The organism is Nocardia anaemiae NBRC 100462 (assembly GCF_001612725.1).
GTDB classification, from domain to species: domain Bacteria; phylum Actinomycetota; class Actinomycetes; order Mycobacteriales; family Mycobacteriaceae; genus Nocardia; species Nocardia anaemiae.
On sequence record NZ_BDAZ01000025.1, the window covers coordinates 171,313 to 186,910 of the forward strand.

General features: G+C 69.2%; 11 protein-coding genes. 5 read left to right on the forward strand and 6 right to left on the reverse strand.

All coding sequences use genetic code 11. The features are described from left to right. Positions 1–195: 195 nt before the first annotated feature. From NA5_RS17030 to NA5_RS17055, 6 genes are all read right to left on the reverse strand, one after another. Positions 196–1,605 (reverse strand): site-specific integrase, encoded by a 1,410-nt coding sequence (locus NA5_RS17030; protein WP_062987088.1) that lies wholly within the window; start codon positions 1,603–1,605, stop codon positions 196–198. Positions 1,606–1,708: 103 nt separating this feature from the next. Further along, a complete protein-coding gene (locus NA5_RS17035; protein WP_084484195.1) occupies positions 1,709–1,963 on the reverse strand; it encodes a helix-turn-helix transcriptional regulator in 255 nt (84 codons plus the stop codon). A gap of 522 nt (positions 1,964–2,485) precedes the next feature. Beyond that, positions 2,486–5,452, reverse strand: coding sequence for a PrgI family protein (locus NA5_RS38825; protein WP_063813433.1), 2,967 nt, complete (start codon positions 5,450–5,452; stop codon positions 2,486–2,488). Next, complete coding sequence (locus tag NA5_RS17045; protein ID WP_062987090.1) at positions 5,449–7,332, reverse strand: TrbL/VirB6 family protein; 1,884 nt, start codon at positions 7,330–7,332, stop codon at positions 5,449–5,451. Before NA5_RS17045 ends, NA5_RS38825 begins: the two co-directional genes overlap by 4 nt. A gap of 1 nt (position 7,333) precedes the next feature. Continuing rightward, on the reverse strand, positions 7,334–7,624 hold the full coding sequence (locus NA5_RS17050) for a pilin (RefSeq protein ID WP_245672267.1): 291 nt from the start codon (positions 7,622–7,624) through the stop codon (positions 7,334–7,336). 107 nt (positions 7,625–7,731) lie between these two features. After that, positions 7,732–8,658, reverse strand: coding sequence for a hypothetical protein (locus tag NA5_RS17055; RefSeq protein ID WP_157110465.1), 927 nt, complete (start codon positions 8,656–8,658; stop codon positions 7,732–7,734). Positions 8,659–9,143: 485 nt separating this feature from the next. Here NA5_RS17055 and NA5_RS17060 point away from each other — a divergent pair, with 485 nt between their 5' ends. The 5 genes from NA5_RS17060 (at position 9,144) to NA5_RS17080 (ending at position 15,537) form a co-directional block, all read left to right on the forward strand. After that, positions 9,144–9,818 carry a hypothetical protein gene (locus NA5_RS17060; RefSeq protein WP_062987094.1) on the forward strand — a complete coding sequence of 225 codons (675 nt, stop codon included), beginning with the start codon at positions 9,144–9,146 and terminating at the stop codon, positions 9,816–9,818. A 92-nt stretch (positions 9,819–9,910) separates the two neighbouring features. Continuing rightward, positions 9,911–10,933 (forward strand): TRM11 family SAM-dependent methyltransferase, encoded by a 1,023-nt coding sequence (locus NA5_RS17065; RefSeq protein WP_062987096.1) that lies wholly within the window; start codon positions 9,911–9,913, stop codon positions 10,931–10,933. Then, positions 10,930–13,446, forward strand: coding sequence for a type IV secretory system conjugative DNA transfer family protein (locus NA5_RS17070; protein ID WP_062987098.1), 2,517 nt, complete (start codon positions 10,930–10,932; stop codon positions 13,444–13,446). The genes NA5_RS17065 and NA5_RS17070 overlap by 4 nt, the downstream gene beginning before the upstream one ends. Positions 13,447–13,490: 44 nt before the next feature. Continuing rightward, positions 13,491–14,510, forward strand: coding sequence for a replication-relaxation family protein (locus NA5_RS17075; protein WP_062987100.1), 1,020 nt, complete (start codon positions 13,491–13,493; stop codon positions 14,508–14,510). A 7-nt stretch (positions 14,511–14,517) separates the two neighbouring features. Further along, positions 14,518–15,537, forward strand: coding sequence for a C40 family peptidase (locus tag NA5_RS17080; protein ID WP_062987102.1), 1,020 nt, complete (start codon positions 14,518–14,520; stop codon positions 15,535–15,537). Positions 15,538–15,598 lie beyond the last annotated feature (61 nt).

Here is a 15,598-nt window from a genome sequence, read left to right on the forward strand (position 1 = left end):
CGTTCAGCCGCTTCCTCGATGCGGTCGGTTCTATCGCCGGTTAGATCTGTTGCGCTTCAACCTGATTGAGATCGGTCTTTGCGCGTCAGATCGTGCCGTATCGGTGGCTGGCATGCCACAGCCCAGATTGCGCTCACAGTGCAAAAATGGGAGGGAGAGGTGGCACCGCTTGGCGGTGCCACCCTCATTTCAGTTCTAGCTGGAGCGGCGGCGTGCGACCTCGTTGAGTGCGGGACCGAGCTTGTCGCCGATGAGTGCGGTCACGTCGGCGTGTGGCTGGTGCCGTCGCACGTACGATTTGCGCAGTACACGGGAGGTATTGCCTAGCTGGTCGGCGACCTTGGTCACGTCGAGTCCGGCCGAGATGCCCTCGGTACCAAGGTGTTTGCGCAAGCTGTGGAGCGTGACCGCGTCGGGCAGCCCAAGCGCTGCGGCTATTCGCCGCCAGCGTCGGCCCATGCTCTTGAGGTTGCGTGGCCCGCCGTCGTCCAGATCGAAGAACAACAGGTCGTCGGGCCAGTCCGCGTTCTCCGGGCGTGGTGGCAACGCCAACCGGACCTTCTTCAAGCGGCGTATCCGGGTAGCTAGCATATCCAGGACCACTTGCGGGAGCTGGACAGGCTTGGTGATGAACTTGCCCTGATTCAGGTCTTCGGCATCGTGTGTGGTGTAGTCGGTCCACACCTGTGCCGAGCCGTCGCGGGAACGGACCGCCCCTCGTGGGGTGAGGATCCCGGTGTCGAAGTCGATGTCGGACTCGCACACGCCCAGTGTCTGGCCGAGCCGCCATCCGGTCGCCGCGACGAACACCACCCAATCGGCCAGATCGTGGGTTTCGCAGTACTGCGCGACCGTGGGCACTCGTTGTTTCCATGCCCGTTTGCCTTCTCGCTTGTCGAGTGTGGGGCACGGTGCGGTGGAGGTGTAGACGTCGATCAGGATGTGTGCGACGGTCGCGGTGTCGATGAATGCGGCACCGCCACGGCGGCGCTGGAAGTTACTGGGTTTGGGAAGCAACGCTTCCCGGACGGGGTTGGCGGGGTTTCCTGGTCCGAGTGCGCCGACGCGGATGCAGAATCGGAACATCCCGGACAGGATGTTCTCCTTCAAGATGCGCGGCGCGCTGCCGCCGCGTTCGCGGGCTACATAGTCGAGCATGTCTTCGATGACGGCGGTGTTGATGAGGCCGATTTCGCGACGTCCGTATTTGGGGGTCAGGGTGTCGCGCATCATCGGTTCGTAGTTGTTGATCGTTTCTTCCAGGCGTCCGCGTTTGCGCAGATCGTCCTTGTACGCGGCCCACGCCTCCGCGAGCGTGGAGCGTTTGGTCAGGGTGCCCGCGAGGGTGACCGAGGAATCGATCCACTCCTGTGCGGCGTCGATGAAGGCGCGGCGGGCGCGTTCGCCGGTCCGGTCCGGTTTGGTCCGGCCCCGGCTGTCGGTTTCCGGTGGTGATGAGCGGGTGATGCGCTTGTAGTTGCCGTTCCAATCGCGGGGCCGTCCCGCTGCGGTCCACACACCCGGCAGGCTCGGGTGCGGTTTCAGGTTCGGTTCGGGGACGGTGCCGGGGTCGAGTTCCGGGCGGCCACGTTTAGTCTGGACCATGCCTCTATTCCTTTGGAGGGTGTAGTGGTGTTGGCCTCCGTCGCCCGCTGCGTCAACAGCGGGACAAACCGACGGGGGCCAGCTGCGTTATCAGGGTCGCCCGTTAGGCGGCGGCGGTGCCGCCGCGTCGAGTCCGTTGTTCCTGTTCGGTGATCCATGCCTCGACGTCGGTGCGGCGGTAGACGATCTTGCGGCCGAGGGCGAAGGAGGCGGGGCCGTAGCCGATGTGCCGCCAGTAGCGCAGGGTCCCGACGGTGAACTTGTATTCGTGGGCCAGTTCGGCGGTGGTGAGCCAGTCCTCACGCTGGTTGCGGTGCGTGCTGGTGTCGGCGGGGGTGGTGGGTTCGTGGTCGGGCATCGGGGTTCCCCTTTCAGGCGGCGGTGTGGGGCCGGGTGCATACGGGTCCGGTGGGGTGGTGTTCGGTGATGTGGGGAAGTCGAGTTCTTGTGGTTGTGTAGGTGATTTCGTCTCCTTTTCCGTGTCGGTGTCGTTCCCGCCGTGCCCGAATGCGGGTCCATGAACGCTCCCTACACCGGCTGTCGTCAAGCGAACCGTGATGCCCTGCATCACCGTGCGGGGTGAGGGGCTGGTTGTTCGGCGCGACTCGTGTCGGGGCTGTAGCGCCGCCGATTCCGGGTCGGGCATCGCGGTAACCGGCCGCGCCGCGAAATGGCGGCAGGCGCGCGTTCCGGGCGGCGTGACCCGGTTCCGGTCCGGGCGTCAGGTGTGGTGCAGCCCACCGGGGGTGCGGAATGGGGTTCCCGCGATCGGCGACAGCGCCGCGCGTGGGCGACCGGGAAGTTATTCTCGTGCGACAGCGCGCAGGGGCGTGGGGTGGTCGAGGTTTTGCTCGGCAGCGCGGGGGTGGCGAATCCGGGCTCATGCCGCCCGCCCGTCGAGGAATAACTCTTGCCCGCTGTCGACATCGTGGTCGTCATCGAGGTCTGCAGTAGCGGTCCCGGCGTCGCCGGGTTCGGTGAGTGGAGGCAGCGGTGCCAGCGTGTCGATGTCGATGTCGATATCGGTGTCGCCGTCATCGCCTGTGGTGGCGAGTTCGCTGGGATCGGTGGTGATCAGAGCGTTTTCGGTGGGTGAGGCCAGCGATCCGAACACGGCGCGGTCGGTGCCCCCGACAGCGAGCAGACCGCTACCGCGTGCGGCCGAGAGCAGGAAGTGTTGTTCGCCGTCGGAAAGCCGGAACGCGGCGGCGACCTCGTCGATGGCCTGGGGAGCCTGACGCAGGAGTATCTGGGTTGCGGCGTTGGACACGATCGCGCGCCCCAACTCGGTGGAGAGCACATCGGCGCTGTCCTGGGTGGCGACGGTGAGACCGGCCCAGTGTTTGCGGAAACTCTTCGCCGCCCGGAACAGGAATTGCGCTCCGGCGGGCTGGCGCATGAGCAGCCACGCCTCGTCCACGGTGATCATCCGGGGCCGCCGATCAGCCGGGTTCGACACCCGCCGCCATGTCGCGTCCAACACCAGCAGGGTGCCGATCGTCTTCAACTCTTCGGGTAGTTCTCGCAGCGAGAACACCACCAGCCCACCCTCGGGGTCGGTGGTGGTCGGTCCGTCCAACAGCCCGGCATAGGCTCCGCCGCCGACGAAGGGATGCAATCCGGCGGCCAGTTCCCCTCCGGCGGGTGTGGCGAGCCTGTCCAGTTGGTCGCGTAGCCCACTCAGCGTCGGGGCGGCCTGTGTCCAGGTGGCGGGGTCGTCGGTGATCCCGGCGGCGGCGTAGGTACCTGCCAGGGCTGCATCCAGAGCAGCCCGCTGGGCGGATGTCTGGTCACCGAGCAGGACCTGGACAAGGGTGTGCAGGAACAGCTTCCGTCGTGTCAGGGCATCGGCAGGGGCGGCGCGGCGGCCGTCGGGGCGGGTGTGGATTTCCAGGTCGAACGGGTTGAGCCGCTCGCCCGGGGCACCGAGGCGGATGTGGGTGCCACCGACCGCCTCGGCCAGGCGGCGGTATTCGTCTTCGGGGTCGATGACCACTTGCTCGATGCCGCGATACAGCGAGCGCAGGATCTCGGTTTTGACCAGGTACGACTTGCCCGCCCCGCTGCGCCCGAGGACCACCATGTTGTGGTTGTGCGCTTCGGGGGCGAACCGGTCCACGAACAACAATCCCGATGCGGCGTCACGACCGTAGAGCACACCCTGGGGGCGGGCAGCCTGGATCGGGTCGGTGACCGGGAGTTGCGGGGAGTCGAAGGGGAATGCCGCGGCGAGCGCGGTGGTGTCGAAGGTGCGCCGCACCCGGATCAAATCCAGCCCGAGGGGCAGGGTGGTGGCCCAGGCTTGGGCGGCGCGGTAGGCGAGGGTGCAGGTATCCACGAGCAGGCTCGCGGCCAGCGCCCGCACGGCGGCGACCTCATCGGCCAGCTCCGCTTCGGAGTCGGCGTGCACGGTGAGATACACCCCCACCCGGAACAGCCGCGCCTCCGCCCGCGCCACGCGCGCCGACAACTCGGCGGCGTCTTCGACGGCGACGTCGATCTGCGGGTCGGAGGGTCGGCCTCGGCTCGCGTCGTGCATTCGGGAGGATTCCAGTCGCGCCAGTTGGTGGCGTAGCCGGGTGGCGGCGGTGACCGGGTCGACGGGGTCGATGTGCACGGCGACCTCGACCCGCCCGGGATGCGACAACAGCGGTGCGAGCCAACCCGCCGTCACCTCGCGCGGATATCCGGTGACCGCGAGAGTCGCCGCCCAATCACCACCGATCTCGAGGTGGCGGGTGCCGATCGTCAGCGATTCCGGTGCGAACCCCGCCCCGGCCTCGGGCGCGAACGGGTCCGGGACGACGGTGTCGGTGAATCCGGCGGCGGTGATGAGGGCCTCGCGTGGTGCCACGTCAGCGGCGGACGACACGAGTCCCTCGGGGTTGCAGCAGCCGCTCAGGACGGCGGTGGCTTGCATGTCGTCGAGGGCAGTGACCGTGACGCCTAGTGGGGCGAGGACGTCGGCGGCCTCGTTCATGCGACGCAGCAGTCGCGACTCGGCACCACGACGTGCGGCGGATGACAGGCCCCGCCGAGCCCGGCCACCTCCGGGCAGCCTCACCCTCTGTGAGGTAGCGGCGGGGTTGTCGATCGGTTCTCGCCACACCAGCAGTACCTGGCGGTGGGTCAGGTTCTCCCCGGCGGCCAGCTCGGCGAGGTGTGTGGCGTGGTCGTGGGCGGCGGCGGCCAGGTCCGGGGACATGTCCTGGGCGGCGGTGTGCAGGCTGGACAGGTGTGCGGTGAGGTCCAGGCGGGCCGAGCGCAGCAGGATCTGGACGGGTTGGCGCAGGGTGTGCAGCCAGCCCGCGAGTTGCCCGACGAGGCTGTCTTGTTCGGCCGGGGTGCGTAACGCGAGGTTGAGGGTGCCCGCGACCGCGACGACGGCCAGCCCGTCGGCCCCGAGGTCGATGACCCCGACACCGCCGCTGCTGCTGGTGACCGACTCTGGTAGCCGCAACTCCTGCGCCGACAGTGCTGCCGGAACCGGTGGGCGTGGCCGGGCTCGGGTGGCGCGGTCGGTGATCCACCTCGGTGCCGTGAGCACTCCCCCCTCGGATTCGGTCACCATGCGCCGGGACCGGAAGCGGTGTCGGATCGCGGCGAACAGCAGCAGGTCGGCGGGGAGCCCGTCGCGGTGGGTGAGGATCGCGACGGTGACCACAGCCGCGATCGGGGCGGCGGCGGCCAGGAACACCAGCGGCGCGACCACGGACCGGGTCGCGATCCACACGGAGTACAGCCCGAGTGCGGTGGTGGCGAGGATGGCGAGCTGGCGGGCGGTGAACGGCCCGAGCAGCCGGTCACTGCGCTCGACATCGGCGGGAATACGCACGATCGTCGTCATTGAAGCTTTCCTCCTCGGGGAGCGCGGGACCTGCGGCGGCGGACGGGGAGATCCGGGAGTGGCAGATGCAGTTGCCGCCCGGCCGCCCGCGTCGGCGCTGGTGGCGGTTGGGGTGGTATGCGCGGTGGCGGTGCGGGCTTGACCCGGGTCACCGGGAACGGCAGCGGGTACTGGCCGCTGCGCGTCGGCCGGACCCGCTCGTAGGGGTCGGCCGGTGGCGGTGCCTCGAAATCGAACGCGAGCTGTTCGGGTCGGCGGCTGCGCGGAACCGTCGCGCGGGCCGGTGGTCGTGGAGGTTCAAGTGGTGGCATGGGCCGGACCCTGCTCACCGGGATCGGCAGCGGGTACTGGCCACCGCGCCCGGCACGGATCCCCCGGTAGGGGTCGGGTGGGGTGAAGTCGAACGCGAGTTGCCTCCCGCGCGACGTGCGACCCGTGGTTTTCGGCGCAGTGGTGGGCTGCGCGGAGGCCAGGGAAGGTTGCCGCCGGACTCGGTGCACGCCCTCCAGGGGCAGCATCAGTTGCCCGTCGCGGGTGGCGCGCACCCGCGCGTACGGGTCGGGTGGCCCGGTCGCGGCGGTGCGCGGCCTGCGCTGCCGTAGCTGGGCAGGTGTGGCCCCACCGCCGCGCCCGCGCCCTGCGCCTTTGAGTAGGCCGAAGGTTTTGTAGACGACGTAGCTGCGCGCGATCGAGCCGACGAGGGTGCGGCCGTGGCCGATCCGCAACACCGACAGCAGCCAGAACGGGGTCTTGATCAACACACCCATCAATGCGAGCGCGACGATCAGATCGACGATCCCGTTCGCGGTGGGGCCGAAGAAGTTCCATCCGCCCGGGGTGAGGAACACCCGCAGCACCGTCACCAGTACCAGCGACTGCACCACCTGAATCGCCAGGCACGCGGCGAAGGATCGCCACCACCAGCGCGCCACCATCTCGAGGCCGGGCAGGGCGTGACACATCAACGCCAGCGGGGCCGCCACGATCAGGATGACGGTGACCGCGACGCGCACCACGTAGGAGACCAGCAGCACGACCAACATCACCACCAGCGCGACCAGCAGCAGGATCGTGAAGGTCCCCGGCGCTGTGCCGCCGGATGCCGCCAGCTGGGTCAACGCGGCGGCAGCGGAGTCGGAGTCGACACCGTCACCGGCGAGGGCTTGGGCGAGGGCGTTGGCGAACCCGATCGCCGCGGTCGCGATCACCATGCTCATCGCTGCCGCGAGGAACCCGACCACCAGTCGTGCCGTCAGCTCTCGCCACGACCACCGCGTCTGCAGGGTTTCGCGCACCATCAGCAGCACCCCGGCCGCGGTCACCACCAGCCCGTACATCGCGAGCACCAGCTGCCACGACTGCGTCCACAACGCGCCGACCTGCGGCAGATCGCCCGGCTCGGGCGTGGTGAGCAGGGTCTGCGACACCAATTCGAGCAGCGGGTTGAGCGCGGAGTCGACCAGACGCTGGAAGAACCCGTCGATCGCCTTGGCCACGCAGCCGGAGATGTTGCTCACCCCGCACTCGCCAGCCCCCTGTCCCGACCCCGGCGAGTCCGCCGGCGTCGGGACAGTCGAGTCGGGAACACTTGGGGCGGGTGAGGCCGGGCTGGTGGTGGGTGCAGGCGTGATCCAGCGCGAGGGAGGCACCGCCGAACTCGGAGCCGGTGTCGTGGTGGTGGGTGCGGGTGTCGCCGGAGCCGAGGGCACCGGCACGGGCGGCGTCGGTGGTGGTGGTTGCGCGGCGGCACTCGTCACACCGGTGAGGGTGATCAGCACCGCCGCGAGCACCACCGCCACCGTGGCCGCGGTGGTGCGGCCCGTGCGCAATGCCCGCAGCCCGAACGCGGGCGTGAGGCGGGCGAGTAGTGGGGCGCTCACGTCAGGCTCCGACGATCGATTGGAGGACCGCAACGATCAGCGGGGCCAGCATCGCCAGCGCGTACCCCAGGCACGCCGCGCGGAAGGCGCTCTTGGCCTTCTCCATCTCGGCCGGGTCACCCGCCCCGATGAGATAGCGTGCTCCGGCGACGGTGAGGCAGACCGTCGCCAGGGCGGCGAGGATGCCGATCAGCCAGTTGCGCAGGTTGTCGAGCACTTGGTCCAGCGAGGACGCGATCGCCAGCACCGGCGGCTGTGGTGGTGTGGCTGCCGCCGTCCCGGCCGCCAGCATCAGCACGACCGCTACCGTGCAAGCGGTCGCGAGGATCCTCGGCCACCACCGGACACGCCCGCGCCGCACGCGGCAGGTGAGTGTTGTATCGATGTCGGGGAGTCGAGTCACGCGCATGCGCGCACCTGCTCGTGCCCGGTGGTCGAGTGTGCCGGTGCAGGCGAGTGCTGTCCTGGCTGACGAACTCGGGTTTGCGACGGCCCGGTGCCCTCGGCGAGTGAGAGCGCGTTCATGGCGTGGGCTTCGACGATGCTGGTGCGACCGGTATCGAGGGCGCGTTCGGTCAGCCAGGTCACGAGTCGGGCTTCGGCGCGTCGGCGTTGTTTGCGCAGCTTCCACAGTGACTTCCCGCCTTCGGCGGCCAGCGAGGTCAGCGTGCGATATTCCCATCGTGAGACCGCGATCAACTCCGCCGCCTCGGTGGTGATCACTGCGGCGGCTACGGCTTCGGCGAGCACGGTCTCGGGATGGCCCGGCCCGGTCACCATCAGCAGCCTCTTTTGGTCCATCGGGCCTAGATCACGGTCGAGGTCGGCGACCGACGCCACGACCGGCAACTGCCGCCGCACCGCTGTGATCGCGGAGCGGTAAGCCGCCCACCGCAGCCGATGCCACACGCCCGGCCGATCCAGCTCGACGCATCGGAGATGGGTGAGGAACCCGGTCAGTACCTCGGACTCGAAGTCGTCGCGGTGATGGCTGCCCGGCGCGGCGAACAAACCGGCCATCCCCGCGAGCATCGGGACCGCCAGAGCGGCGCACACCAGCGTCGCATCGTGGCCGTGTGCGCGTGATCGCTCGATCAGCCACACCCAGATCGCGTCGACCACAGCGATCGGCACGCCGCGATCCCACAGCCGCTCGCGTAACCCGTCCCACGACTCGACCTCGCCATCGGCGAGCCCCGGTGCTGGTCGCGGGTCGACGGGCACCGGCTGCCCGGCGATCGGGCCGAACGTCGAGAACACCACCCCCAGCGGCGAGCGCGCCTTACCGCGCGGTCCCGAGGAATTCACGAACTCCGAATTCGTCACCATTAACTCCCTGCTCGGTGGAAACAACAAAGATTCCGACCTCACAAGGACACCGCAGACCCATATCCAAAACATATCCAAACCACACCCGAACAACACCCGAACAACACCCGAACCGCATCCGAAACATATCCGAGCCATATCCAAGCGGACACAGCAATCATCAGGCATCCACGGTCCCGCACCGGTCAGACACCGGGCGATAGTGCAAACCATCTGGGTGGATATACACAAGGATATGGTTCGGGTGCGTTTCGGATATCACCTCCACCATCCTCGGCAAACCCTCCAGAAAAATCTGAAAAATCTTTGATCCGACCTGGTTCGATATCGGCACTCCCGTGTCGGGCAGACGGTCCTCGGGCCTGCCGATTCCACCCGCAAAAATTATTCAAATAAATTTTGGTGGGCGATGTCCCGAAAAAGCGTTTTCGGCGGAAGTAGACGAGTACACATCGTTCTCCCACCGTCAGGAGCGCCCTCGTATGACCGCGAAAACTCCGCAGCGTCCATTCCGGTCCGCCGCCAGCCCCACCTTGCCCGCGACGGGCACGGTGGCGATTCCCTCGACCCTGTGGGCCGCCGGGAGCGAGGCCCTCGACCCCGACGACCGCTGGCCCGAACCGATCTTGTCTCGCGCGGTGCGCGAGTTCTCCGTACCGGGCGGGCGGGTGCTGTTGATCGGCTGGCCCACCCCCACCACCCGGGGCGCTCTACATCTGGCCGAACCCGACACGGCGGCGGCGCTGGCGACGGTGGCGGCCCTGGGCCGCCACGGCGTCAGCGAACCCGATCCCGGCACCGATGAGCCGGTGGATCTGGTCGTAGTGAGTCTGCTGGCCGATCACCTCGATCCGGTGGCCGCCGCCGACCGGGTAGCCGGGCTCGCGGTGGCGCGGATGGCGATGGGCGGACTGCTGGTTGTGCTCGGCCGCTGCCGCCACAGCGACGAGGGGGTGCTGATCGATCCGGCCGGTGCGGTGGTGGCCGCCGCCCAGGCCGCCGATCTGCTCTACCTCCAGCACATCATCGCTGTCCCCGTCACCGGCCACACCATCACAGCCACCGCAGCGGCCGACGCGCTCGCGCCCAGCGCCCGACGGCACGTGGTCGCGCACACCGACGTGTTCGTGTTCCTCCAGCCCTCCGCCCAGGACTGACTCCTCCCACCCCGGCCCGCACCCCGCCCCCGCCGCCATGCAAGGCCGGGCCGCCCCCGCCGCCGACCGCTCGCTCTCGTGAAGGAATCTCGATGACTCTCGACTCCACCACCGGCACCGCCGACACCACTACCGCCGACTCCGACTCCGGCATCGCGACGACCGATCGTGCCGCTGTCCCGGTATCTGTGTGGGCCACCGCCCAAACCCCGCCCGCGGTGCAACGGCGGGGCCGCTACCACCCCGACAGTGTCAAGCATCCCGCGAAGATGTTCCCGGCGATCGTCCAACACGCCGTCGCGACCTACACCAGTCCCGGTGACCTCGTGCTGGATCCGATGTGCGGGATCGGCACCACGATCGTCGAAGCCCTCCACTCCGGCCGTCGCGCGGTCGGTGTCGAGTACGAGGCGCGGTGGGCCGAGTTGGCGCGCACCAATATCGGGCTCGCTCGTGAGGCCGGGATCGATCTCGATGCCGCTGTCTACACCGGTGATGCCCGCAAACTCCCGACCCTGTTGCCGCAGGAGTTGCGGGGCCGGGTGGATCTGGTGATCACCTCTCCGCCCTACGGTGACTCCGTCCACGGCCATGTCCGTGTGCGCGCTGGGCAGGGCGTGCACAAATCCAACCACCGCTACGGCGCGGTCCTGGATCGCGGCAACCTCGCCAACGTCGGACTCGGCCGACTGCTGTCCGGGTTCACCCGCATCCTCACCGGTGCCGCCGAATACCTCGCCCCGGGCGGGCACGTCGTCATCACCGCCCGGCCGTGGCGGCAGCACGCGGAGTTGGTGAACCTGCCCGCGCACCTGATCACCTGCGGCACCCTGGCCGGGCTCGTCCCCGTCGAGCGCTGCGTCGCACTACTGGGGCGACTGTCCGAGGGAGACCTCGTCGCGCGCAGCAGCTTCTTCCAACGCGACTTCATCGTCAAACAGCGCGCCGCCGGGCTACCCATGCACCTCATCGCGCACGAGGACGTCGTCATCCTGCGCAAACTCGCCACGGCGAGGACCGAGCCCCAGGGCCCACGCGGCCAGCTCCAGTACGGGGCCGCCCCGTTCTGGGGCACGAGCGGACAGCCCGGCCAGGCAGGGGCGGTAGCCGCGTGAACACCACCATCGCCAGTCCCGAACAGGGATGGCTGGGCCGGATGCTGCTCGCACCCGGCACGAGGCTGGGTGATCTCGCCGAGACGATCGAGCACGCCGTCTTGTCCCCAGCCGCCATCGTGGGCGTGCTGGCAGCGGCCGGTGCGCTCGCCGCGGCGCGAGCACTCGTGCGGCTGCGGCACCGCCGGCTGGGTGCCCGTGCTCGCCAGATCACCGTGCTCACCCCGCCCGAGGTCGACGCGAAAGGCGCGCTCGCGTTCTGGTCGCACCTGATCGGGCAACTCCGCCCGGCCTGGGCGCGGCTGCTGTTGGGGCAACCGCATCTCGGGTTCGAGTACACCGTCACTCCCGAGGACGGGGCCGCGATCCGGCTCTGGGTCCCCGGTGCCATCCCACCCGGGTTGATCGAACGCGCCGTCGCCTCGGCGTGGCCCGGCGCGCACACCGACACCAGCAAGACCACCCGACCACCGCTGCCCGACCCCACGGACGGCACCCGGCGGATCATGGCGGGCGGTGAATTGCGGTTGGGCCGCCGCGAAGGGTTGCCACTGCGCACCGACTACAGCGGTGATCTCGTGCGGGACCTGATCACCGCCGCTGACGACCTCGCACCAAGGCAGGCCGCGTGCGTGCAGATCCTCGCCCGCCCGGTCACCGGCCGCCGCGTCGCCCGCACCGCCGGGGCCAACGGGGCACCGGCCGGGTTCGTGAGAGCACTACTGCGCGACGTGTTGAACCTGATCACGCCAGGCCCTCTCACCCGTTCCCCGCGCACCGGTGGCGCGGCGGACGGGCGGACAGGTGACCGGCAAACCACGATGGAATACACCGCCGCCGCACGCGCGGCAGCGGGGAAAGCGCGCGGCCCGCACTGGGAAACCGTCGTGCGCTACGCGGTCTCGATCCCGCTACCCCCGGACGCCGATCCTGATGCCGTGTCCCAGGCGCGGGCGGTGGCACGCGGACGCACGGACGCTTTGGCGACGGTGTTCGGGGCCTGCACCGACCACAACTACTACCGGCGACGTCGCCGCCTGCGGCTCGCCCGGCTGCTGGGCGAGCGGCGACTCGGGCGCGGGGACGTGCTCTCGGTGCCTGAGTTGGCCTCGATCGCGCACCTGCCCACCGACGACGGGCTACCCGGGCTGCAACGCGCCGGAGCCCGCGCCCTGTCCCCCGCGCCCCAGATCCCCACGAGTGGTCCCCACACGAAACCCCTCGGTGTCGCCGACACCGGCGCTCGCCGCCCGGTCGCGGTCAAGGTCTCCGACGCCCGCCATCACCTGCACATCCTCGGCCCCACCGGCGTAGGGAAATCCACACTGCTGGCGCGGATGATTCTCGATGACGCCGAGGCCGGGCGCGGGACGATCGTCATCGACCCGAAAGGCGACCTCGTCACCGATGTGCTCTCGCGGCTGCCGCGCCGCCTCGGTGATCGGGTGGTGTTGTTCGATGCCGACTCCACCGCTCCGCCACCGTGTGTGAACCCTCTCGACATCGGACGGATCGGGCGCGCGGGCCTGGATTTGGCGGTGGACAACCTCGTCACCGTGTTCCACCGCATCTTCAGCCAATGGTGGGGGCCACGCACCGACGACATCATGCGCGCGAGCCTGCTCACCCTATGCGCCCAACCCGGCACCCCCACCCTCGCCGACCTACCCCGCCTACTGACCGAACCCGCCTTCCGCAACCGCGTCACCCGCACCACCACCGACCCACTGCTGCGGGGATTCTGGGACAGCTACGAACAACTCACCGACACCGGCCGCGCCCAGTTGATCGGCCCACTGTTGAACAAACTTCGTGCGTTCCTGCTACGGCCGTTCGTGCGCTCAGCGATCGCGGGCGGCCCGTCCACCGTCGAATTCGCCGACATCCTCGACCACGGCGGGATCTGCCTCGCCCGGTTGCCGAAAGGATCCCTCGGCGAGGAAACCAGCCGCCTGGTCGGCTCCCTGCTCGTCGCCCGCACCTGGCAGGCCGTCACCGCTCGCGCCCGCATCCCGGCCTCCGACCGCGCCGACGCGAGTTTGGTGCTGGACGAGGCGCAGAACTTTTTGAACCTGTCGACCCCGGTCGAGGACATGCTCGCCGAGGCCCGCGGACTGCGGCTGTCGCTGTCCCTCGCGCACCAGAACCTCGGTCAGCTCTCCCGCGAGCTGCGCGACGGCATCTCGGCCAACGCCCGCAACAAAATCATCTTCGCCGTGTCCCCCGACGACGCGCGTGATCTGGCCCGCCACACCAGCCCGTGGCTGTCCGAGCACGACCTGACCCATCTCGACGCCTTCCACGCCGCCGCGCGGCTGCTGGTCGACGGGCAGAACGCGCGACCGTTCACCCTCACCACCCGCCCGCTGCCCGCGCCGACTCCTGGTCGCGCTCGCGAGATCGCCGCTGCCGCCCGCGACCGTCTCACCACACCCGCCAACCCCGCGCCCGGCGGCAAACCTGCCGTCGCCAGCGGCTCGGCATCCACTCGGCGCGACCCCCGCCACCCCTAGGCCGCTACCGGCTCAAGTGTCCTTGAGAAAGGCTCCCCGCAGTGATGATCGCCCACCCCGATCGGCAAGCCGATCTACGCGCACCACGCCCCGACCGGCCCCGGTCGGGCGACACCGTCGAACTCGTGGCGCGGCTGACCGAGCGTGACCGCTGGATCCTGCGGATGCTGCACGAGCACCGCGTCCTGACTACCAACCACCTCGCGGAACTGGCCTTTCCGACCCCCAAGATCGCCCTGCGCCGCCTGTCGCGCCTGCGCACCTACGGTGTCCTGGACCGGTTCCGGCCGTTACGCACCCGAGGCAGCGCCCCCTTCCACTGGGTCCTGGCCCCCGCCGGAGCCGCCGTGCTGGCCGCGGAAGCCGCAACCAGCGTGCGTGAACTCGGCTACAACCAGCAACGGACCCTCGCCGTCGCCCACAGCCTGCACCTGACCCACACCCTCGGCGTCAACGACTGGTTCACGACCCTCACCAGCCACTACCGCCACCACTACCAGGAAGACGGCGGCGGGCGAGTCACGGCGTGGTGGTCCCAGACCCGCTGTCAGCGGCTGTGGGGCGACCTCGCCCGCCCCGACGCCTTCGGCCGCTACACCCACACCAAGGTGGTGTTGGATTTCTTCCTCGAATACGACCTCGCCAGCACCGCGCTGCCCCGCGTCGCCGCCAAACTCAACGGCTACAGCGAACTGGCACGCACTACCGGCCTCATCACCCCCGTCCTGTTCTGGGTACCGACCGCCCTGCGCGAGACCAACGCCCGCGAGACCGTGCGCCAGACCTGGGAGCGGCTGCCCGACCCCGAGACGGTGCCAGTCGCCACCGCCGCCGCCGAACTCCTCGCCCCCGTAACCGATCCGAGCCCCGCCGACCGAGTGTGGCTACCCCTCGACACCACCAGCACAAGCCGTCTACACCTGCACGAACTGGCCGACGTGTGGCCACGCCGCACCCCACCCAACCCAGAATTCGACACCGAGCAGAGCGCGGCCCCCCTCGGCGGACAGATCATGCTCGCCGCACCACCACCACTACGCCCGCCCACACTCGAGTACTGGTGAGCAGCCGATGCTGGCCAAGGCACTCGGCGCGGGCGGTGCGGCAATCGTGTTTTGCATCGCGGTCATCGCCGCCATAGTCACCACCGTCATCATCTACGACCAGCCACTACTCGCCCCCGACCCTGCCTCGTCGGCGGGGGCAGGCAGGGCACCGAGCCCGCAAGCGCGAGAAGACATCCCACCCGAGTTGCTGGTGCTCTACCAGCAGGCCGCGAGTGATTGCCCCGGCCTGGACTGGTCGGTGCTCGCCGCGATCGGCAAGATCGAAACCGACCACGGCCGCTCACCTCTACCGGGCGTGCAATCCGGGGAGAACTCCGCTGGTGCCGGGGGCCTGATGCAGTTCCTGGAACCGACCTTCCAAGCCGTGGTGGCCCGGCATCGACTCCCCGACGGCGGGGCCGCCCCGCCCTCGCGCTACAACCCGAGTGACGCCATCCACGCCGCCGCCCACTACCTGTGCGACTCGGGCGCACCCGCTGATCTGCGCGCGGCGATATTCGCCTACAACCACGCCGACTCCTACGTCGACCAGGTCCTCGACCAAGCCGCCCGCTACCGCACCACCACCGGATCCGGCGGCGGTGACTGCCACACCCTCGCCGCCGCGAGTCCAGCTGCCGCGCAGGCGATCTCGTTCGCGTGCGGCCAGCTCGGCCAGCCCTATGTGTGGGGCGGCAACGGCCCCACCGTGAACGGCGGCTGGGACTGTTCCGGGCTCACCCAGGCCGCTTACGCCGCCGCCGGAATCACCCTGCCCCGCACCACCTACGACCAAATCCACACCGGCCCCCGCATCCCCGAAAACCAGCTCGCCCCTGGTGATCTCGTGTTCTACGGCACCGCCGACAACAACGTGCACCATGTCGGGCTCTATCTGGGTGCCGGAAAGATGCTGCACGCACCAACATTCAACGAGCCCGTACAAATCTCGGAATATCGCCGGCGCGGCGATGACTACTACGCCGCTACTCGCCCCGCCGCCATTCCCCCTGCGGCACAGAGAGATTCCCGATCCGAACCGTAGCGCGCGACCACGACCAGCCATTCCGCGAATACCGAACCCTACCCGACCTTTTTCGAAACGT